The sequence below is a fragment of the Agrobacterium sp. SORGH_AS_0745 genome (assembly GCF_030818995.1).
In the GTDB taxonomy this organism is placed as follows: Bacteria; Pseudomonadota; Alphaproteobacteria; order Rhizobiales; family Rhizobiaceae; genus Agrobacterium; species Agrobacterium tumefaciens.
The window spans coordinates 865,007-885,578 of record NZ_JAUTBI010000001.1; the positions used below are offsets into that span (position 1 = coordinate 865,007).

Here is a 20,572-nt window from a genome sequence, read left to right on the forward strand (position 1 = left end):
GTGACTGTCACGCCGTGGCCGCAACCCGGCCATGGCTCTCTCCAGACCATTCCCGTGGAGTTTCTCATGTCTCTTTTCCCGCCCTCCTCGCGCGGAGTATCGCGATGAGCGCACTGCCTCCCGCTCTCTCGGACTCTTTGCGCAACCGTTTCGGCGAGCGTTTTTCCACCGCGCAGGCATTGCGGGAACAACACGGCCGTGGCGAATCCCACCACACGCCGGCGATCCCGGATGCCGTCGTTTTCGCCGAGAGCACGGATGATGTGGCGGAAGCCGTGCGGCTTTGCGCCGCTGAAGGTGTTCCCGTCATCGCCTTCGGCACCGGCACTTCGCTCGAAGGCCATCTGACGGCAGTGCGTGGCGGTGTCTCCGTCGATCTGTCGCGCATGTCGAAAATCGTCCGCATCAGCGCCGAGGATCTCGATTGCACGGTGGAGGCCGGCGTCACGCGCGAGCAACTGAACACACATCTGCGCGACATGGGCCTGTTCTTTCCGATCGATCCTGGCGCCAATGCGTCCATCGGCGGCATGGCGGCAACCCGCGCTTCCGGCACAAACGCCGTGCGTTACGGCACAATGCGAGAAAACGTGCTGTCGCTGACAGTCGTCTTGCCGAACGGCCAGGTCATCCGCACCGGCGGGCGGGCGCGTAAATCATCAGCAGGTTATGACCTAACGCGGCTGTTCGTCGGCTCCGAGGGGACGCTCGGCATCATCACGGAAGTGACATTGCGACTCTACGGAATTCCCGAAACCATCTCGGCTGCACTTTGCTCCTTCGAAAGCGTCGAACAGGCAGTTGCCGCAGCCATTACGGTCGTGCAGCTCGGCATTCCAGTTGCGAGAATGGAATTAATGGACCGTGGCCTGATCGAGGCCGTCAACGCCTATTCCAGTCTTTCCCTCAAGGTCGAGGACACGCTCGCCTTCGAGTTCCACGGCTCGCCTGCTGGCGTGAAGGAACAGGTCGAGATGGTCGCTGCCATAGTGGAAGACAATGGCGGCAGGGATTTCGAATGGGCGAATGCGCCGGAGGACCGCAACCGCCTGTGGAAGGCGCGCCACAACGCGTTTTACGCCGTGGTCTCGCAGCGCCCGAACGCCAAGGGCTGGTCTTCCGATGTCTGCGTGCCGGTATCCGAGTTGAGCGGCTGCATCGTCAGGACCCGGGAATTGCTACGCGACTGCAGCGTGCCCGCCGCCATTCTCGGCCATGTCGGCGATGGCAACTATCATGTGGTCTTCGCCGTAGACCCTGCAAATCAAGCCGAACTCGACGAGGTGGCGGCAATCAACAAAAAGATGGTGCAGCACGCCATCTCGGTTGGCGGCACTTCCACCGGCGAGCATGGGGTTGGCACCGGCAAGATCGCTTATCTGCGGCAGGAACACGGCGACGCGGTGGACCTCATGGCGATCATCAAAAACGCCATAGATCCGGCCGGCATCATGAATCCGGGCAAGATCCTGCCGAGCCAAGACTTGCCCAGCCGCCGAGAAACGCTTTGACCGTGCGGGATTTCGCAGATGGATAATTACAAGACCCACAGCTCCCACTGGGGCGCCTTTTCCGGCAGCTACCGGAATGGCAAGCTCGATATCCGTCCACATCCGGACGATCCACACCCCTCGCCCTTGCTCGCCAATCTGCCGGCAATCGCCGATAGCGCCGCGCGCATCCGGCGTCCGGCGGTCAGGCGCGGCTGGCTGGAGGGGAAACCGGGCAACGCGCAGATACGCGGGGCGGACGACTATGTGGAGGTCGATTGGCCGCAGGCGGCAGACCTCGTCGCGAAGGAGCTTCAAAGGGTTTACGGCGATTACGGCCCACAGGCCGTGTTCGGCGGCTCCTACGGCTGGTCGAGCGCCGGGCGTTTCCATCACGCGCAAAGCCAGGTCCACCGTTTTCTGAACACGCTTGGCGGATATGTGCGCTCCGTCAACACCTACAGTTCCGGCGCGGCGATGGTCATCATTCCGCATGTGCTCGGACCCTACGATCATTTCGACCGCAAGAGCGTTACCTGGGATGCAATCGAGCGCAGCAGCGAATTGATCGTCGCCTTCGGCGGCATGGCGATCAAGAATACGGACGTGCATGGCGGCGGCAACAGCGTGCATATCGTGCCACAGAAGCTGAATGGCGCACGTGCACGCGGCGCGCGATTCGTGCTGATCAGCCCGCTAAAAGACGATTTTCCGAAAGACCTCAATGCGGAGTGGCTGCCGGTCATACCCGGTACCGATGTCGCGCTGATGCTCGGACTTGCGCATGTTCTCGTCACCGAGGGCCTGCACGATCGTGCGTTTCTTGACCGCTATGCCGTCGGCTATCAGCGTTTCGAAGACTACCTGCTCGGCCGGACCGATGGTGTGGCGAAAAGCCCCGAATGGGCTTCCGGGCTCTGCGGCATCGGCACGGAAACTATTAGGGAACTCGCCCGCACCATGGCGCGCGCGAGAACATTGATCACTGTCAGCCATTCGCTTCAGCGCGCCGATTATGGTGAGCAACCCGTCTGGCTGGGGATCGTTCTTGCCGCCATGCTCGGTCAGATTGGCCTCGACGGCGGCGGATATTCCTATTCCCTCGGCGCTTTGGGCAATGTCGGCAAGAACCTGCTGGCCGTTCCCCTGCCGACACTTAGCCAGTTCAAAAACCCGGTCGCGGATTTCATTCCGGTCGCGCGCATCGCCGACATGCTGCTCAATCCGGGTGGGGAATTTCACTATAACGGCCAGAGGATGCACTATCCCGATATCCGCTTGGTTTACTGGGCGGGTGGTAACCCTTTCCACCACCATCAGGATATCAACCGGCTACGGGCAGCGTTCAGACGGCCCGAGACCATCATCGTGCATGAAACCGCATGGACATCATCTGCGCGGCATGCCGATGTCGTGCTGCCGGCGACGACAACTCTGGAGCGCGACGACATTGGCGCCGCCGACCGCGATCCTCTGATGATCGCGATGAAAAAGCTGATCGAACCGGTTGGTGAGGCGCGCGACGACTATGAAATCTTCTCCGAGATCGCGCGCCGGCTCGGCAAATTCGAAACCTTCACCGAAGGTCGCAGCAGCCGGGAATGGCTTGCCTTCCTCTATGAAACAACGCGTGGGGCGCTTGCCGCCGGTGGGTACGAGGCTCCCGATTTCGAAACGTTCTGGGAACGTGGAGAGATAGGTCTGCCGCTCAAGCCGGATGACGGAGGGCCTGCGCGTGCCTTCCGTGATGATCCCATAGCCTTCCCTCTGAAGACACCATCCGGTAAAATCGAAATCTTCTCCGAGACGATCGAGGGTTTCGGCTATGACGATTGCGGCGGCCATCCGCAATGGTATCCCGGCAGGACGAAACCGGAAGACGAAGCGCTCTATCCGCTGCATCTGGTGTGCAATCAGCCGCATCAGCGTCTGCACAGCCAGCTCGACTATGGCGCTTTCAGCCGCTCCACCAAGATTAAGGGCCGGGAACCCGTGCGCATCAACCCCGAAGATGCAGCCCACCGGGGCATTGCCGATGGCGATATCATCAGGCTGTTCAACAGTCGTGGCAGCTGCCTCGCCGCAGCCGTCCTGAGCACGGATGTGCGCAACGGCGTGATGCAGCTGGCAACGGGTGCGTGGTTCGAACCGCATGACCGGCATGCAGAGCAAGCGACGTGCATTCACGGCAATCCGAACATCCTGACGCGCGACATCGGCACCTCGAAACTGGCGCAGGGATCGACCGGTCAGATTACCAGAGTGGAGGTGGAACGTTTTGCCGGTGAGGCGCCTCCGGTGCGGATTTTCGAAAAGATGGCATTTGCAAAATAAGTGGGGGACGGGTGTTCCGGCACTGCCTGAAAAATCGCACCGCCAACGTATTTCGGGCGTCGGAAAAGCTGATCCTACCACCTTCGGAAACCGCGGCAAAATAATCCATTAATTCGATAGAAAAAGAACAACTGGTCTTTCTCCTTCTGGCCACCCTGCTACGTTAGACATCAAGAACCGAATTTCGAAACAAGGGACCGCGTCATGACCGCACGATGTATCAGCAAGCACGGCCTGCGATCGAACGAGCCGTCAATGGCTGAAAGTAACGGCTAAGCCGTAACATCGGTCGGACCCTCCAAGAGGTAAAGCAGGCACATTTTTCCCGATTTCAGGACATTGAAACCACCGGCAACGCTGTCGTGTGAAGCCTTTCGTGTGGCCGCAAAAGACCGGCGCAGAGCGGCGATAGTTCCTGAAATCACAAAGACAAGAAACAACGCGACCAATCAGGATTTCTTAATGACGATACGTTCTTCGCTTTTTTCCTTCTCCCGTCGGGGTCTGCTGACCACCACTCTCGCAGGGGCAATCGCGCTTCTGACGACGATGGGGCCTGCTCCGGTTGAGGCAGCCGATACCCCACGCAATGGCGGCGACATTACCTTCCTCATCGATTCTCTCGGCGACACCTGGATCCCGAACAACAGCGCCATTTCCAGCTTTCAGGGCCATATCTGGGGCCATGTCGCCGACAAGCTGCTTTATGTCGATGCCGACGGTAAGGTCAGCCCCTGGCTTGCCGAGCGCTGGGAGCAGAACGACAATGCCACCGAATTCACGCTTCACCTCAAAAACGGCGTGACCTTCTCCGATGGCACACCGCTGGATGCAGCGGCGGTCGTCGCCAATCTCGACATCTGGTATGCCGGACGCAAGAGCGAAGGCATCAACCCGATCGGTCTTTTCCCCAAGACCTACGACCATGCTGAAGCGGTGGACGCATCCACGGTGAAGGTCTTCTTCAAGAAGCCGACGCTCGGCTTTATTCCGACGCTCGGTTACCACGGCTCGATCCTGATCTCGCCGAAGACCATCGCCCAGCCCGCCACCCAGCAGGCCGATCTCAGCAAGACTTCCGGCAGCGGCCCCTATGTGGTCGAATCCTGGAAGGAGGGAGATTACGTCAAGCTGGTCAAGCGCAAGGATTACAATTGGGGTCCTGCCGCCGTTGGCCACACCGGCCCGGCCTTCCTCGATTCCATCACCTATAAGCTGGTGTCGGAACCGTCGTTGCGTGTCGCCTCGGTCCAGTCCGGCCAGGCCGATGTCGCCTATAATGCTTCGCCGCAGGAGCTGAAGTCACTGCACGAAGAGGGCTTTACCGTCGCAACGCCGCGTTATCTCGGCTTCGTCAACGGCTGGGCGGTCAACACCAAGCTTCCGCCCTATGATGATGTGAAGGTTCGCCAGGCGCTGCAGGCCGGCGTGAACCGTCAGGAAATCATCGACACCGTCTATACGCCAGACTGGAAGCTCGCCACGTCCTTCATCCAAAGCAACGTGCCGGGCGCGACCGACCACAGCGCACTTCTCGCTTACGATCCCGCCAAGGCCGAAAAGCTGCTCGACGAGGCGGGCTGGGTCAAGGGTGCCGATGGTATCAGGACCAAAGACGGCAAACCGCTGTCGCTGACGATCCACTCCAATCCCTATCTCGCGACATCCAAGTCGGTCGATGAACTCATCGCCCAGCAACTCGGCAAGCTCGGCTGGAAAGTCGCTATCCGCGCTTACGACGTCGTGACCTTTGGTGAAAAGGTCAAATTCGGCGGTGCGGCCATCCCGACCTATGAGGTGACGCGCAGCTTCATCGATGCAGGCACCGTCGCCAGCATTCTCACCAACGCCAACAATGGCGAGAACTGGTTCGCCCTTGACGACCGTGACGCGACGCTCAACGGATTGCGCGACAAGATCGCCGGCGCCGGCTCTGTCGACGAGCGCAGCCCGCTTCTCGATGAGCTGCAGAAATATGTCCTTGAGCAGGGCTATTTCATTCCGCGAACGCAGATCGTGCAGCGGATCTACGTGCAGTCCCCGAAGCTGAAGGGCGAAGTGTATAACGGCGTGGCTTATGCCAGCTACTACACCGCCTCCATCAGCGACTGACGCGCACAACAAGGCAACGTTGAAGGAGGTCACCGGCATGAGCAATGCCTACCTAACCTACGCCGCAAAGCGGCTTGGCCAGGCGGTCGTCGTCATACTGCTGGCCTATGTCTTCACCTTCGTGGTCGTCAGTATCCTGCCTGGCGACCCGATCACCAGCGTGCTCAGGAACCCGCAAAACGGGTTTACCGAGCAGGAGATCGCGGAAATCATCGCCGCGCAGGGCCTCGACAGACCGGTTCTCGTGCAGCTGTGGTCGTCCCTGTCGGGGTTTCTGACTGGTGATCTGGGCATGTCGATGCGCTCCAACCGGCCGGTGGCGACCCTCATCGCTGAAGTGCTGCCATCGACACTGATCCTTGCATCCACGGGACTTGCCGTCGCCTTGATTCTGGCAATGGCCGTTGCTTACGGAACCCAGGTGGTACCAAAGCGCTACGGCCAGGGATTGCTAAGAGCTTTCCCATCGCTGTTTCTCTCGACACCGAATTTTGTGATTGGTCTGATACTGATCCATCTCTTCGGCTTTCAGCTGCGCCTCTTCCGCGTTATCGAACCAGATAGCTTCTGGGCAACGGTGTTTGCCGCAATCACAATCGGAATTCCTTTCTCTGCGCAAATCGCCGAGGTGCTTATAGCGAACCTCGACAGGGAGGCAGAACAGGAATACGCGGCCGTCGCCCGCAGCCGCGGCATCGGACAGGCGCGGCTGTTTGCACAGCATCTGCTCAAGCCTGCCTCGTTGCCCGTCGTCACCGTGATCGCCATCACCGTCGGTGAACTGCTTGGCAATTCACTCATCACCGAGTCTGTCTTTGGGCGAACCGGTCTCGGCAGCCTGGTGCAGCGCTCCGTGAGCACGCAGGACCTGCCCGTCCTGCAAGCGATCGTTTCGCTGGGAGCCGTGGTGTTCGTGCTCGTCAACCTGATTGCCGATCTTCTTTATCCCCTGCTCGATCCACGCGTGCAAATTCTCGGCGCGCGAAAGCCTCGCTTGGCCATTACAGAGGATTCCTCCACCACCACCAAGGCGGTGACACCATGACTTTCGCCTCGAACGCTTCCCTGCCGGGTGCGACCCCTGCAAACAGGCTGACAGGCCTGCGGATACCGCTGACCGTCGCCTTGTCCTTCGCCATTATCGCGCTCGTCGTCGCCTGGTCACTGGCGCCCGGCCTGTTTACCAGTCACAGCCCGGTCGTCGGGGTGCCGACGAACAAATTGCTCGGCCCAAGTCTTGCGCATTGGTTCGGCACCGACCACCTCGGCCGCGATGTCTATGCACGCGTCGTTTATGGCACGTCCTCTTCCGTCTCCAGCGCACTCGTCGCGGTCGTGATCGGCGTCTTCGCTGGCGGTCTCATCGGGCTTCTTGCGGGCTTTCTCGGCGGCTGGGTCGATATCACACTTGCCCGGCTGGTCGATGTGCTCTTGGCAATTCCAAAGTTTCTGCTGGCGGTGATCGTGGTCACCGCCATCGGTTTCGAGACCATCAATGCCGCCATCGCCACCGGCGTCTCCGCCGTGGCGGTCTTTGCCCGCGTCACGCGTGCGGAGGTCATCAAGACCAGACAGGCGACATTCGTGGAGGCTTCGTACCTGCTCGGCGGCTCGCGCTGGTTCATCCTTCTGCGCCACGTTCTGCCTAACGCGTCGCGCTCGGTGCTGCCGCTTGCCGTGTTGCAGTTCGGCGAGTCGATCCTCGTGATCGCAAGCCTTGCCTTTCTCGGATACGGCGACCCGCCGCCCGCCTCCGACTGGGGCCTGCTGATCTCGATCGGCAAGGATTACCTCAAATGGCCGTGGCTCGTATACGCCCCCGCCTTCGTCACAATCGCGACCGTCCTCTCTGTAAACAGGATCAGCCGATGGCTACGCAAGACAGACTGACCACCACTATCGCCCGCCCCGTTACCTTTGCGGCCAGACCGCAGCCGCAGCAGGCTCCTGTCCCGCTTCTCCGGGTCAACGATCTTTCGGTCGCCTATGGAGGCCAGGAGGTCGTCAGCAATGTCGGTTTCGAACTCGGCCGTGGCAAGAGCCTTGCCCTTATTGGCGAGTCCGGCTCCGGCAAATCGACAATCGCCCGTGCGGTCCTGCGGCTTTTGCCAAGCGGGGGACATGCCACCGGCCACGTCACCTTTGGTGATCAGGAGATATTGGGACTGCCAGAGCGCAGCTTCCGACCGCTGCGGGGACGCGCCATCGGCTTTGTCCCGCAGGATCCAGGCAATTCGCTCAATCCGGTGCGGACAATCGGCGCGCAGGCCATGGAGGCGGCCGCACTTCTCGACGAGCCTGACAAGGCGATCCGCAAGGCCCTCATTCTCGAGACCTTCGCGCAGGTGGGATTGGACAACCCGGGTGTTGTCTACGAGTCCTACCCGCACCAATTATCCGGCGGCATGTTGCAGCGGGTGCTCATAGGCCTTGCGGTTCTGCCGCGCCCGTCACTTCTGGTCGCAGACGAGCCAACGTCTGCGCTCGATGTGACGATCCAGAAGCGGATCCTCGATCTGCTCTCGCGGTTGCAGCACGAGCTGGATATCAGCCTGCTCCTCATCACACACGATCTGGCGATCGCCGCCGAACGGGCGGATTCGCTGGTAGTCCTGAAGGGTGGCAAGGTTCAGGAAGCCGGAAGCACCGCATCGGTGTTTTCCGCACCGGCCTCTGCCTATGCAAGGAAGCTGCATGCGGACGTGCCGGCACTCAATCCGGATCGCTACGCCCGGCTGCGCGATCCGGGTTTCCGTCTGCTGAAGGCAGAGTCCACCACGACGCCAAAGATCGCGGTCAATGCCGTCACCAAGAATTTCAGGGTCGGCGACAGGGTGTTGACGGCGGTCAACAACGTCTCCTTCAACGTGCCTGCAGGTACCACCCATGCGCTGGTTGGCGAGTCCGGCTCTGGCAAGACGACAACCATTCGGCTGCTGCTTGGCCTCGAGGAACCCGACACCGGCACGATATCGGTAGCCGGCGAAGAATTGACCGGTCGCTCCCGCACGTCGCTGCGTTCAACATGGCGCCATCTTCAGTTCGTTTACCAGAACCCGTTTACCTCGCTTGATCCCACCTGGAGCGTCGAACAGCTGGTGCGCGAGCCGCTTGATCGTTTCAAGATCGGAACCCGTGCGGAACGGCTCGAAACTGTTCGTGAGGCTTTGGCCAATGTGGGCTTGAGCGAACACCTTCTCAACCGCAAGCCGACGGCCCTTTCGGGTGGCCAGCGCCAGCGCGTTGCCATTGCAAGGGCGCTGGTTCTCCGACCGGATGTGATCGTGCTCGACGAGCCGACCTCCGCACTTGATGTCAGCGTCCAGGCAGACATCGTCGATGTGCTGCTCTCGCTGCAGGCGAAGCTCGGCCTGACCTATGTTTTCGTGTCGCATGATCTGGCACTGGTACGCCAGCTCGCCCACACCGTTTCGGTGATGCAGCGCGGGCGTATCGTCGAACATGGAACGGTCGTCGATATCTTCGACAATCCGCAGCATCCCTATACCGCGTCGCTGCTGGAATCGATCCCATCCGGTGCCGCAACCATCGCCCGTGCGCCACAGCCGCTGCCCCGGCGGGTTCACGATAAGGAAAAGATCGCATGACCATCGCTGCACCCATCGATACTGCGTCTACGTCCTTCCGCCCCAAACAGCGGCTCGGCTTCAATACCCGTGTATCCTTCAGCGACGATGCCGGGCCGGCGCAGGGGCTGCGTGAGGGTATCGAACTGTTCAAGGTTGCCGAACAACTGGGCTACCAGTCCGGCTGGGCCTATCAGCGGCATTTCGATCACTATCTGTCCTCGCCACTTCCGTTCTTCGCCGCTGCCGGCCAGCATACCCGGCATATTACGCTCGGTTCTGCGGTCATCCCCATGCGCTATCAGGATCCGATCCTGCTTGCCGAGGCGGCCGGCACGACCGATCTTTTGATTGATGGGCGACTGGAACTTGCCATTTCGACCGGCGCAAACGCCGCCTTTGACGCGGTATTCGGCACGGTCGACACCGATGCCCGCACAGAGGCCAGGCGTCGTCAGGCCCGCTTCCTCTCGGCAATCGCTGGCGATGTCCTGCACCGTGTCGAAGGCGGCCAATCCAACCCGGAGGGCACGGCACTGCGTGTCACGCCGCATAGCCCGACACTGCGTTCGCGCATCCGGCAGGGTGCAGCAAGCATTGCTTCGGCTGTGCAGGCGGCGGAACTCGGCATCGGCCTTATCTCGGGAACCGTCCAGCACGATCAGGCAGAAGGCGAGAGCTTCGGGGAATATCAGGCCCGAATCATCGAGGCCTTCCGTTCCACATGGCGAAAGACATGGACAACGGAACCGCCGTCGGTCGCCGTCGCCGCCTCCATCCTGGTTGGCACCACAGCCGAGCTTCGCGAAAAATACGCCGCCTATGATCTGGAGCGGCGTACCAAGGGTATTGCCGCATCTCGCCCCAAAGGCGCTCTCGAACAGGCAGCCCAGCCAGCGGGGTTTCAAATTTCGCCCGTTTTCCAGGGCACGCCCGATCAGGTGCTGGAATCGGTATTCAACGATCCGGGCCTTGCAGCAGCCGATGAGGTCGTACTGTTTTTGCCGCCTGCCTTCGGTCTCGCCGAAAACATACAACTGCTGACCGATCTGGCGGACACGGTGGCTCCGAGCCTGGGCTGGTCGCCCACCTTTTAACCGTTAGGGCACCGAGCGATTGCCACTTCGTGGCCGCGACTTGAAGACGGAAACGCGGCGGCGGTTGCTGGTCCTATATCGAAGGCCGTCACAGGGAATATTTTCTACATATTCGATAGAAAAAGAAAGACCTGTCTTCCTCGTTCCTACGCCGCGCCCTAACATGCTTGCATTGAACCTGAAGGAGCGCCCATGTCCGCGGAATTTATCAGCGTAAGCTTTCCCAATGCATCGAACGATCTAAACCCCGTTCCAGACGCACCTGTGGATCCTGTTTTTCTGGAGCGCTATGCCCGCGCCCTTGATGATTACGGTTTCAACTATACGCTGATCCCCTACTCCTCATCGTCTTTCGATCCTTTCACGCTGGGCGCCACGGTGCTCGCGCACACGAAAAACATCAAGATCATCGTCGCCCTGCGGCCGAACACGGTTTATCCCACAGTTGCGGCCAAGTCGCTCGCGACGCTCGATCAGTTGAGTGGTGGACGTGTCGTGGTGCACTTCATTGCCGGCGGCAGCGATGAAGAACAGGCGCGTGAAGGCGACTTCCTCAACAAGGAAGAACGCTATGAGCGCCAAGAGGAATATATCCGCATCCTGCGCCTGGCCTGGACCTCGAAAGAGCCCTTCGACTTCGACGGAAAATATTACCAGTTCAAGCAATTCCGCAGCGCGGTGCGGCCCACAAACGGGCTTATTCCGATTTCGCTCGGTGGCTCCTCGGACGCCGCCTATCGCATCGGTGGTTCGCTCTGCGATATCTTCGGCCTGTGGGGAGAGCCGCTTGCCGAAACCAAGCAGCAGATCGAGCGGGTCTATGCGGAAGCCGCAAAAGCGGGCCGCACGGATCGCCCCCGGATCTGGGTCACATTCCGGCCGATCGTCGCCGAGACGGACGAGCTTGCCTGGGAAAAGGCTCACAGAACTCTGGATCGGTTGAACGAGAACCGCCAGAAAGGCGTAACACGCGCACCGCTCAACGCGCCGCGCCCGGCCAATGTCGGTTCGCAACGGCTTCTGGAAATCGCCGCACGCGGCGATGTGCATGATCGCGCCCTCTGGTATCCGACGGTCACCGCCACCAATGCCAGCGGCGCCACCACTGCGCTGGTCGGTTCGCCACGCACCATTGCGGATTCCATCCTCGACTACATCGATCTTGGCGCTGACCTGATCTCGATCCGCGGCTACGACAATTACAACGACGCGGTGGATTATGGCCGCTACATCCTGCCGCTTGTCCGCGAAGGCATTCGCGAACGGGAAGATGCGAAGAAAAAGACCGCTGCATGATGCCGCGATCCGGCCCGGTCGCCTGACCGGGCATTTTTTTGAAGTGCGGACGGAGCCAATCGCCCCTGATGGGGAAATGGTATTCCCCACAGACAGAGAGCCTCGACCACGCATGTCTCATGACCCAACTGTCCTAGACGCAACCGCTCGCATCCTTGAACAGGCCGCACCGGATGCGGACCAGACTGGCCAGTTTCCCTGGACGGGTATCCGTGCCGTTCACGAAAACGGCCTCCTCGAAAGCACGGTTGCGACACGTTATGGCGGCCAAGGAGCGACGCTTGCCGATACTGCTCGAATTCTGGCGGCACTTGGCCGGGGCGATCCTTCCGTGGCGCTGATCAGCGCCATGACGATCTTTACACATCTCGCCCAGGCCGCGAAAAACCACTGGCCCGAAGATCTCTATCGGCGGCTTCTGACGGACGCCAAACAACGGCCGTTGCTGCTCAATGCCGCGCGTGTCGAGCCGGAGCTGGGGTCGCCGGCGCGCGGTGGCCTGCCCGCGACGCTCGCCCGCCGGACAAACAATGGCTGGTCTATCACGGGCCGAAAACGCTTCGTGACGGGCGCATATGGTCTCACGCATTTCCTCGTCTGGGCGCATACTGACGAAACGCCGGCGCGGGTGGGAACATTCGTGGTGCCGAATGGGTTGCCGGGCATCAAGGTCATCGAGAACTGGCAGAGCCTCGGCATGCGCGCTACTGGATCGCACGATGTCGAATATGCCAATGTCGAAATCCCGGCGGAAAACGTCATCGACCTCGTCGATCCATCGGTCGCCCAGCAGGACAACCGGGCGCATGCGGCACTCACGCTGGCTTTGACAGCGCTTTACCTCGGCGTAGCAGAAGCCGCTCAGGCCAAGTTCATCCGCTTCGCGCATGAGCGTGTGCCGGCCAATCTCGGCCATCCCATCGCCCGCACGGAACGTTTCATAACGCTTTCAGGCGAAATCGATCTTCTGGTCTCAGGCGCCCGCCAGATCATTTTCGGCACGCTCGAAAACAACAATGGCGATGCGGAAGGATTCATCAGGGCAAGGCTGCTTGCCGGCCGGCAGCTGCGTGATGCCGTCGAGATCGCAGTGCGCGGCATCGGCAATCCAGGTCTTGGTAGCGAACTGGGCCTCGAACGACATTTCCGCGACATCCAGACGGTGCTGGTCCATGCGCCGCAGGAGGATACGTCGATTGCGATTTTGGGCCGCTCCGCCTTTGGCCGCTGGAGCCGCGAGGAGACTGCGGCCGCCCAACCTTCGGCAGGACTGCAAATCCTGAAATCCGCCTGACTATCGTCCCAGCGCCAGGGCACCACTAACCGTGGGCAAGCTTTCGCGCCGGGCCGAAAACCACAAAGCTCAGAGCGGCGAGCAACCAGACACTGATGCCGGCATAAAGCATGACCAGACCGAAACCGTCTGCGAGTGCCTGATGGACGAGTGCATCCGAAACACGCTCCACCGACGATCCCGCGGTTCCCGCCGCGATCTTCTCCGCGAGCGAACGCAGGGCGGGCAGATCCGCGCCGGACGGCAGGTTGGCCCTAAGCGACGACCAGACGCCCTCAACCAGAATGAAGCCCATGATCGGGATGTTGATGGCAAGCGAGATCATTCGCGCGCTCATGTCGATGCCGGAGGCCATGCCGGAACGGGCAGCGGGAACGGCACCGGTTGTCGTATTGGTGACCGGCGTGTTGGTGAGGCCAAGCCCGACACCGGACAGGATGCAGCCGGGCAGCATGGTGAGCCAGCTCGCATCTGCGACACTGCTGCCAAGTTTCATCAGCATGAAACCGAGACCGATGGTGAACAGCCCGGCCGGGACGACAAGACGGGGTTGATAACGCAGCGACAGACGCTCGGCCAACGGCGGTACGACCAGCGCTGGCAGCGTATAGGCAAGCAGACCGAGACCGGCGGTGACGCTGTCATAACCAAGGCCCGCCTGAAACCAGATCGGCAGATAGATCATGAACGGCCAGAAGCTGATGTTCATCGCCGCCGAGCCGATAATCGCGCCGGAAAATGGCCGGATGCGGAATACGGAGAAATCAAACATCGGCCTTGGCGTGAGCTTTTCGACGATCACGAAGGCGATGAAACTCGCGACTGATAGACCAAGGATCAGAAGTGCCTTTGAACTGGCAAAGCCGAGTTCCGGTCCCTGGGTGATGAAAAACGCAAGGCAGAACACGGCAACCGAGAGTGTGGCGATACCGGCAAGATCAAGACGGGTCGCATCCGGATCACGCGATTCTTCCACACCGCTTGCGGCAAGGAACAGTGTCAGGATGCCGAGAGCCACGTGAACGAGGAATACCCACTCCCAGCTCCACAGCGCAACGATGGCTCCGCCGATGATCGGCCCGAAACCCAGCCCGACGCCGGAGACAATACCCCACCAGCCGAAAGCCATTCCACGCTCGCGGGCCGTGCGGAACTGATGTGACAGAATGGCGATCTGGCATACCAGCATCGCTCCACCGCTTAGTCCCTGAAGGAAACGTGCGCCGATCAGCACCGCCACGCTTTCAGTCATGCCGCAGGCGAGGGAGGAAATGGCGAAAGCGACGATGGTCGCGATGAAGACGCGTTTGCGACCGAAGCGGTCGGCCAACGCGCCGGTTGCCATCAGCACCATCGTCACGCCGATCGTATAGGCGTTCATGATCCACTGAAGCTGCCGGAAATCCGCGTGCAGCACCTGCTCGAGCGTCGGCAGGATCGCCGGCACGCTGGAGATTTCCAGCCCGAACATCAGAGCGGAGAGACAGACGGCAGCGAGCGCAATGGCACTTCTACTCCGGGTTGGGGCGGTAACGGCAAGGGTCATTCTTCAGCCTTTCGTGATTCGGACTGAAGCATCAGAAGACATGCACGCTTCGATCCGTGTTTTGCAGAGTCCAAGGCAAATTAGTGAAAGCTTGACCATAACTGAATTGGATGCTTGGATATTTTAGAGACAACAAATTTGGATTATTAAAAGTGACCACTCTGGATGTGGATGCCGTTCAGGCTTTCGTCACCATCGCCGATCTGCAGAGCTTCACCCGCGCTGCCGAAATGCTCGGAACCACGCAGGGTGCCATCAGCGTCAAGCTCAAGCGGCTGGAAGACCGGCTCGGCCAGCGGCTTCTTGAGCGGACGCCGCGTTCGGTGCGGCTTTCCGCGCAAGGCGCCGTGTTTCTCACACCAGCGCGCGAATTCCTTGCCGCGCACGATCGCGCCATGGCAGGGCTTTTTTCCACGCGCCGACGCTTTGGCCTTGGCATCGCCGCCCATGTTGCCGGGCCGGAAGTGCCAACGCTGCTGGCGCGGCTCAACGCGCACGATCCGGGACTGACGATAGAAGTGCGGATGGACAATTCCCGCACGTTGCTGGATGCCTTCGACCGCGGCGAGATCGATGCTGCAATCATCCGGCGCGAGGATGACAGGCGTGATGGCGAAGTGCTCGGGCCAGAGCATTTCGGCTGGTTCGCAGCCCCGCAATTCGAGCATCGTCAGGGCGAGCCGCTGCGACTGGCGGCGCTTTCGCCCGCCTGCGGTGTACGCGACATCGCCGCCCGTGCTCTTGATTCCGCCGCCATCGCGTGGACGGAAGTCTTTCTTGGCGGCACCTCATCGATGGTGACCGCGGCCGTTTCGGCAGGTCTCGCCATTTCGGCATTCTCCTGCCGCCTGGCGCCACCCGGTACAATCGAGGTCAGCCAGCGTTTCAGCCTCCCGCCGCTGCCTTCCACCGAGATCGTGATGTTCTCGACCCTTACCGACAGCAGATCCCGTGAGGCGCTGCGCACACTGGCCGCCGCTTTCCGGGAACATCGACCGTGACTGTGAGCGACACCCAGTGGGTGCACAGGTCCTTGACTGGTCGCGCGCCCAGGTCGCACTGATGCGCCCAAGCCGGAGCACACGGGCGCTGGAAGCCATTATCCGCGATCTCATCGAGACCCGCGATGGCGCGACATATTTCGCCGAGCGCGTATGGGGCATTTCCCTCCGCTATGAGCTAGGCGGCAACCATCCGCTGGTGGGCTGCAGCGTTCCGGACTTCGCACTGGGGGACGGGAGGAGGACCGGCGAACTTCTGAGAGAGGGCAAAGGTCTGCTTTTGAATTTTAGCGCGGACGCATCGCTTGAAGCGCTGGCAGGCCGCTGGAACGGCCGGATCTTTTATGTCGCCGGCAATGCCATCGATCAATTGGGCTTGAGCACAGTCCTGGTGCGCCCCGATGGTATCGTCGCCTGGGCCACGGAGTCTGTTCCGGACAAGGAGAAATTCGCAAGGGCAGCAGCCCGTTGGTTCGGAGAGATTTGAAGGGTATGTGAAGTGGCCGATCCGGTTGCCACGCCATTTCTTCGGCAGATATGCCAGCCCCCGGCAATCTCGAGATTGTTTCATTGCCTTCCTGCGTCAACCGTACCGATGTATCGTCCTTCCTATCAATGCAATGGAGTCATCATGTCCCTTCCCCAGAAAATCGGCTTTATCGGAACCGGCGCTATCACCGATGCGATGGTGCGGGGGCTCCTCAGCACGCCTGCCGCCGTGCCGCATGTCATGGTGTCCCAACGCAGCGCGGATATCTCGGCCAGGCTTGCCGCCGATTTCCCGCAGGTGATCGTCTCCAGCGACAATCAGGCGATTGTCGACGGCTGCGATACCGTCGTTCTGGCCATCCGCCCACAGATCGCCGAGGACGTCATCCGGCCGCTGCGGTTTCGCAAGGGGCAGAAGGTCATAAGCGTCGTTGCCGCAACCGGTCGACAGGCACTGCTTGACTGGATCGGCGCGGATGTGTGCCTGACCCAGGCGATCCCGCTGCCTTTTGTCGCCCGCCGCAAAGGCGTCACGGCCGTTTACCCCTCCGATGCGGATACCGCCGCGATCTTCAACGTGCTCGGCAATGCGGTGGAATGTGAAACAAAGGCGGAATACGACCTTCTCGCCGCCGCAAGCGCCCTGATGGCAACCTATTTCGGCATTCTGCAACAGACGACGGAGTGGTTGGCCGAAAACGGCCTGCCGGAAGAAAAGGGCCGCGCCTATCTTGCACCCCTCTTCGCCGGCCTCTCCGAAGTGGCGCTGCTTGCCGGCAAGGACACGGACTTTACCGATCTCAGCCGCGAATTCGCCACCAAAGGTGGCCTGAACGAGCAGGTTCTTCAGGACTTTGACGGCTATGGCGGTTCGAGCGCATTGAAGCGGGCATTGAGCCGCGTGCTGGAACGGATTACGCAGTAGACAGTGCGCGCCGACAATTGATCCGAACTGAAAGAACGATGCCATGACCTTTGCTATCCATATGATCGATGTATTCGGCTCCGGCCCGCTTTCTGGCAATCCGCTGGCGGTCGTCACGGGTGCAGACACCTTGACCACGGATGACATGCAGCGATTGACGCGGTGGTTCAATCTGTCCGAAACCACGTTTCTGCTGCCGCCCACCCACCCCCAGGCTGATTACCGTGTCCGGATATTCTCACTGGACCGGGAGATGCCTTTTGCCGGACACCCTACGCTCGGCACTTGCCATGCCTGGCTTTCCGAAAACGGCCTGCCCAAAAGCGAAATGGGCATCGTTCAGGAGTGCGGTGCCGGTCTGGTGACGATCCGGCACGCGCATGGTCGACTTTCCTTTGCCGCTCCGCCCCTTATCCGTTCCGGCGCGCCGACACCCGCAGAGCTGGAAGAGGCCCGGCAGCTGCTGGGAATAGAGACACGCGATATCGTTGATGCCGCATGGATCGACAATGGCCCCGGCTGGTTGGGGATCAGGCTGGCATCGGCTGAGAAGGTGCTTGCCCTTGAGCCGGTCCGCAGCTGGCCCGGCCGCATTGACGTTGGCGTCGTTGGTCCGCACGCAAATGGCGGCGAAGCCGCCTTCGAGGTTCGCGCCTTCTTCAGCGATCATCTGGGCGCCATCGCCGAGGATCCTGTCACCGGAAGCCTCAACGCCTCGCTGGCGCAATGGCTGTTTGCGACAGGCGTGGTCGCGGAAGACTATGTCGCCGCCCAGGGCACACGTCTTGGCCGTCAAGGCCGCATTTACCTGACCCGCGATGATACCGGCCAGATATGGGTCGGCGGCGAGACACGCACGCAAGTCGAAGGCCGGCTGCACGGCCTTTGAAAAGACAGATAATGACGAGGTGACTTGATGAATAGCAGTGTTTACCGCCCGATTTCGCAACGCGTATTGGCGGAAGATTGGGGACGGCTGACCAAATATGAGTATGAACTTCAGCTAAGGGACGGAAGCTGGCAACGGCAGACCCGGGAGGCTTATGATCGCGGCAACGGAGCGACATGCCTGTTGTACAACTCCGCAAACGACCATGTTTTGCTCACCCGCCAGTTCCGTTTGCCGGTTCTCTTGAACGGCGGCCTCGAGTCGCTGATCGAGACACCGGCGGGGCTGCTGGAAGGCGCTGAACCGGCAGCGCGCATGCGTGCGGAACTGATGGAGGAGACCGGTTATGAGGTTTCCGAACTCACCCATCTGTTCGATATCTATATGAGCCCCGGATCGGTCACCGAATACCTCGCCTTTTTCTACGGCGAATATGCCGAGAACCATAAAGTGGGCACAGGCGGCGGCTCCGCGGACGAGGGAGAAGACATAGACGTGCTGGAAATCGCTCTGCCAGACGCTATGCAGATGATCAGCCGCGGCGATATTCGCGACGCCAAGACCATCATTCTGCTGCAGCACCTCACCATCCGGCTTTTGCAGGAAAAGCACGGAACACGCTGATCTCGACCGCAATATCTACCAATGCGGAAGCGATGCTGATTACGGCCAGACTACAGGATCAACAGGACGAATTTGTCTGACGTAGACTGGCCGAAACCCATCACTTGCGTTGGGCAACAAAGATCAAAGACTTACGATTTGGGCTTCACCTGCCATCCTCAAAACGGAATGCGGGAAAGCCCTTGATGTCGGACGGAATGACCCAAACGCCACCGGAAAGAGGTACCTCGCTCAGCCTGTCTTGCGTCATGTTATGGCGGTGCGATGTCACGAAAAGCGAGCCGAAATCCGGCCCGCCAAAGCAGGGCATCGTTGGATGCGGAACAGGCATCCTTACCGTCCCGATCTGTTGACTGCCGTCTTCCGAGAAAATGTTCAAAACGCCGGCAGAGACACCCGCGCTCCAATATCGGCCGCTTATGTCAAGACATCCACCATCGGGCCTTCCGGTCTCTTCCTGCATTTGTGCGACGAGCACACCTTCATCAAATACACCGTTGGTTTTGTCGAAATTCCGCCTGCGTATCCATTTCTGCACGGAATCGCTTTGCCACATGACGGAACCGTCCTGCGAAAAAGCGAGGCCGTTGGGACATGTCAGTCCGGTCTGGATACGTTCGGCCCCGTTATTCGTAATACGCCAGAGCTCTCCATGGGGCTGCATCTGCGAGAGCGGGACATTGTGCATGGTACCAACCCAGAAAGCTCCATCCGGACCGACACGTCCGTCATTCAGCCGGCAGGCGATGCCTTCAGGTGCGGGAATGGAATGAAGGGTGCGCCGCGCGCCGCTTTCCGGATTGAGGATGAGTATATCCATCCCGCAAGCGGCAATCAGATCACCGCTCTGACAGAGCCCAAGACTGGAGACGGTTTCCGGGAACGTCCATTCACGATACTGGACGCCACCCAGCCCAGCTGAACGTAGCTTCTTGCCAAGAATGTCGCACCAGAACAGGACCTGACGTTTTTCGTCCCACACCGGGCTTTCCGCAAGAATGCTGATTTCGTCGCACAGGAGTCCTGCCTGATCGATCGCAGGCGCGTTGTCGAAATTTGCTGTTGTCATTTTCTGTCTGAACCGTTGAATTGCGCAGCGTGGCGTTATTCGAAATATTCCTGATGTGCTTCGAAGATCTGCGACAGAATGCCGAGGACGCGGCGCAGATGCTGGCGCAGATAATCCACCGCGCTCTCCTCCTCACGCGCCTTTATTGCATTGTAGACGGCCTCATGCTCCGTCAGCAGTCTGGCCATGTGTGCTTCGTCGGTAATCGCCAGCGCTCGCAGGCGGTCTAGCCCAGCCTTTTCCCGGATCAACAGGGTCTCCAGCCTTTCGAGGCCGGTTGCGGCGGCAAGGGCGCTGTGGAACTGGTCGTCATGGATACGGAAGGCCTTTTTGTCGCCAAGCTCCATCGCCACACGCTGGCCTTCCAGCGCATGCAGGATTTCCTGGTCCGCTTCGGCCGGGATGCCGGTCTGGCAGAGCCTGCGGGCAGCGGCAACCTCCAGCGCCTCACGAATGAACTGCGCGCTGCGGATATTTTTGTCCGACAGTCTGGAGACATAGGTCCCGCGGCTCGGCAGGGTGACGATCAAACCGTCATCTCGCAGCCGGCTCAACGCCTCGCGCACCGGGGTGCGGCTGGAGTTGAAGGACTGGCCAATCTCGTTTTCCGACACGGCCTGGCCCGGAAACAGCTCCCGCGAAAGGATGGCAGATTTCAGCGCCGAATAGATCTGGTCCACAACCGGTCGGTTGAAATCCAGTCGTTCCATCATCGGCACCGTGCCGCCTGTCATCGGGATCTTTGGCATACGCTCTCCAAATGTCTTTCTCTGTAACCGGTATACCGGAACACTGGTGTGTTGACAACCGGCATACCGG

The 20,572-nt window shown here is 60.4% G+C and carries 16 protein-coding genes and 1 pseudogene; 14 read left to right on the forward strand and 3 right to left on the reverse strand.

What is annotated here, in order from left to right:
• Positions 1-104 precede the first annotated feature (104 nt).
• The 9 genes from QE432_RS03875 to QE432_RS03915 all read left to right on the forward strand — a co-directional run bounded on the left by QE432_RS03875 (position 105) and on the right by QE432_RS03915 (position 13,210).
• Positions 105-1,511, forward strand: a complete 1,407-nt coding sequence (locus QE432_RS03875) for an FAD-binding oxidoreductase (RefSeq protein WP_019566586.1) — start codon at positions 105-107, stop codon at positions 1,509-1,511.
• Between the two features lie 18 nt (positions 1,512-1,529).
• The gene (locus QE432_RS03880; RefSeq protein WP_035199861.1) at positions 1,530-3,824 is read left to right on the forward strand and encodes a molybdopterin guanine dinucleotide-containing S/N-oxide reductase; all 2,295 of its coding nucleotides are present in this window, start codon (positions 1,530-1,532) and stop codon (positions 3,822-3,824) included.
• A 462-nt stretch (positions 3,825-4,286) separates the two neighbouring features.
• Complete coding sequence (locus QE432_RS03885; RefSeq protein WP_003518073.1) at positions 4,287-5,936, forward strand: ABC transporter substrate-binding protein; 1,650 nt, start codon at positions 4,287-4,289, stop codon at positions 5,934-5,936.
• Between the two features lie 37 nt (positions 5,937-5,973).
• Positions 5,974-6,981 carry an ABC transporter permease gene (locus tag QE432_RS03890; protein WP_003518071.1) on the forward strand — a complete coding sequence of 336 codons (1,008 nt, stop codon included), beginning with the start codon at positions 5,974-5,976 and terminating at the stop codon, positions 6,979-6,981.
• A complete protein-coding gene (locus QE432_RS03895; RefSeq protein WP_013762004.1) occupies positions 6,978-7,826 on the forward strand; it encodes an ABC transporter permease in 849 nt (282 codons plus the stop codon). Before QE432_RS03890 ends, QE432_RS03895 begins: the two co-directional genes overlap by 4 nt.
• Positions 7,805-9,544, forward strand: a complete 1,740-nt coding sequence (locus tag QE432_RS03900) for a dipeptide ABC transporter ATP-binding protein (RefSeq protein WP_035199859.1) — start codon at positions 7,805-7,807, stop codon at positions 9,542-9,544. Before QE432_RS03895 ends, QE432_RS03900 begins: the two co-directional genes overlap by 22 nt.
• Positions 9,541-10,620, forward strand: a complete 1,080-nt coding sequence (locus tag QE432_RS03905; protein ID WP_035199857.1) for an LLM class flavin-dependent oxidoreductase — start codon at positions 9,541-9,543, stop codon at positions 10,618-10,620. The genes QE432_RS03900 and QE432_RS03905 overlap by 4 nt, the downstream gene beginning before the upstream one ends.
• Positions 10,621-10,812: 192 nt before the next feature.
• Positions 10,813-11,916: an LLM class flavin-dependent oxidoreductase gene (locus QE432_RS03910; protein WP_003518064.1), complete on the forward strand. Its 1,104-nt coding sequence runs from the start codon at positions 10,813-10,815 to the stop codon at positions 11,914-11,916.
• Between the two features lie 112 nt (positions 11,917-12,028).
• Entirely contained in the window at positions 12,029-13,210 is a 1,182-nt protein-coding gene (locus QE432_RS03915; protein ID WP_306623388.1) for an acyl-CoA dehydrogenase family protein, read from the forward strand.
• 25 nt (positions 13,211-13,235) lie between these two features.
• Here the strand turns inward: QE432_RS03915 and QE432_RS03920 are convergent, their stop codons facing one another.
• Positions 13,236-14,756: an MFS transporter gene (locus QE432_RS03920; protein WP_306623390.1), complete on the reverse strand. Its 1,521-nt coding sequence runs from the start codon at positions 14,754-14,756 to the stop codon at positions 13,236-13,238.
• 152 nt (positions 14,757-14,908) lie between these two features.
• On the opposite strand from QE432_RS03920, the gene QE432_RS03925 reads away from it, so the two are divergent.
• The 5 genes and pseudogenes from QE432_RS03925 to QE432_RS03945 all read left to right on the forward strand — a co-directional run bounded on the left by QE432_RS03925 (position 14,909) and on the right by QE432_RS03945 (position 18,684).
• A complete protein-coding gene (locus QE432_RS03925) occupies positions 14,909-15,757 on the forward strand; it encodes a LysR family transcriptional regulator (RefSeq protein WP_162691730.1) in 849 nt (282 codons plus the stop codon).
• A 1-nt stretch (position 15,758) separates the two neighbouring features.
• Positions 15,759-16,244, forward strand: a pseudogene (locus QE432_RS03930) (aromatic-ring hydroxylase C-terminal domain-containing protein); the annotation flags it as partial.
• Between the two features lie 144 nt (positions 16,245-16,388).
• On the forward strand, positions 16,389-17,171 hold the full coding sequence (locus QE432_RS03935; protein ID WP_112391181.1) for a pyrroline-5-carboxylate reductase: 783 nt from the start codon (positions 16,389-16,391) through the stop codon (positions 17,169-17,171).
• 43 nt (positions 17,172-17,214) lie between these two features.
• Entirely contained in the window at positions 17,215-18,060 is an 846-nt protein-coding gene (locus tag QE432_RS03940; RefSeq protein ID WP_306623392.1) for a PhzF family phenazine biosynthesis protein, read from the forward strand.
• A gap of 27 nt (positions 18,061-18,087) precedes the next feature.
• The gene (locus QE432_RS03945; protein WP_065658758.1) at positions 18,088-18,684 is read left to right on the forward strand and encodes an NUDIX domain-containing protein; all 597 of its coding nucleotides are present in this window, start codon (positions 18,088-18,090) and stop codon (positions 18,682-18,684) included.
• Positions 18,685-18,829: 145 nt separating this feature from the next.
• Here the strand turns inward: QE432_RS03945 and QE432_RS03950 are convergent, their stop codons facing one another.
• Positions 18,830-19,753 (reverse strand): SMP-30/gluconolactonase/LRE family protein, encoded by a 924-nt coding sequence (locus QE432_RS03950; RefSeq protein ID WP_065658759.1) that lies wholly within the window; start codon positions 19,751-19,753, stop codon positions 18,830-18,832.
• A 35-nt stretch (positions 19,754-19,788) separates the two neighbouring features.
• Positions 19,789-20,502 (reverse strand): GntR family transcriptional regulator, encoded by a 714-nt coding sequence (locus QE432_RS03955; RefSeq protein ID WP_003518055.1) that lies wholly within the window; start codon positions 20,500-20,502, stop codon positions 19,789-19,791.
• Positions 20,503-20,572 lie beyond the last annotated feature (70 nt).

What these genes read in the sequence shown, in the direction of transcription:
- QE432_RS03875 (WP_019566586.1), top strand. Translation starts at nt 105, where the DNA reads ATGAGCGCACTGCCTCCCGCTCTCTCGGACTCTTTGCGCAACCGTTTC.
- QE432_RS03880 (WP_035199861.1), top strand. Translation starts at nt 1,530, where the DNA reads ATGGATAATTACAAGACCCACAGCTCCCACTGGGGCGCCTTTTCCGGC.
- QE432_RS03885 (WP_003518073.1), top strand. Translation starts at nt 4,287, where the DNA reads ATGACGATACGTTCTTCGCTTTTTTCCTTCTCCCGTCGGGGTCTGCTG.
- QE432_RS03890 (WP_003518071.1), top strand. Translation starts at nt 5,974, where the DNA reads ATGAGCAATGCCTACCTAACCTACGCCGCAAAGCGGCTTGGCCAGGCG.
- QE432_RS03895 (WP_013762004.1), top strand. Translation starts at nt 6,978, where the DNA reads ATGACTTTCGCCTCGAACGCTTCCCTGCCGGGTGCGACCCCTGCAAAC.
- QE432_RS03900 (WP_035199859.1), top strand. Translation starts at nt 7,805, where the DNA reads ATGGCTACGCAAGACAGACTGACCACCACTATCGCCCGCCCCGTTACC.
- QE432_RS03905 (WP_035199857.1), top strand. Translation starts at nt 9,541, where the DNA reads ATGACCATCGCTGCACCCATCGATACTGCGTCTACGTCCTTCCGCCCC.
- QE432_RS03910 (WP_003518064.1), top strand. Translation starts at nt 10,813, where the DNA reads ATGTCCGCGGAATTTATCAGCGTAAGCTTTCCCAATGCATCGAACGAT.
- QE432_RS03915 (WP_306623388.1), top strand. Translation starts at nt 12,029, where the DNA reads ATGTCTCATGACCCAACTGTCCTAGACGCAACCGCTCGCATCCTTGAA.
- QE432_RS03920 (WP_306623390.1), bottom strand. Translation starts at nt 14,756, where the DNA reads ATGACCCTTGCCGTTACCGCCCCAACCCGGAGTAGAAGTGCCATTGCG.
- QE432_RS03935 (WP_112391181.1), top strand. Translation starts at nt 16,389, where the DNA reads ATGTCCCTTCCCCAGAAAATCGGCTTTATCGGAACCGGCGCTATCACC.
- QE432_RS03940 (WP_306623392.1), top strand. Translation starts at nt 17,215, where the DNA reads ATGACCTTTGCTATCCATATGATCGATGTATTCGGCTCCGGCCCGCTT.
- QE432_RS03945 (WP_065658758.1), top strand. Translation starts at nt 18,088, where the DNA reads ATGAATAGCAGTGTTTACCGCCCGATTTCGCAACGCGTATTGGCGGAA.
- QE432_RS03950 (WP_065658759.1), bottom strand. Translation starts at nt 19,753, where the DNA reads ATGACAACAGCAAATTTCGACAACGCGCCTGCGATCGATCAGGCAGGA.
- QE432_RS03955 (WP_003518055.1), bottom strand. Translation starts at nt 20,502, where the DNA reads ATGCCAAAGATCCCGATGACAGGCGGCACGGTGCCGATGATGGAACGA.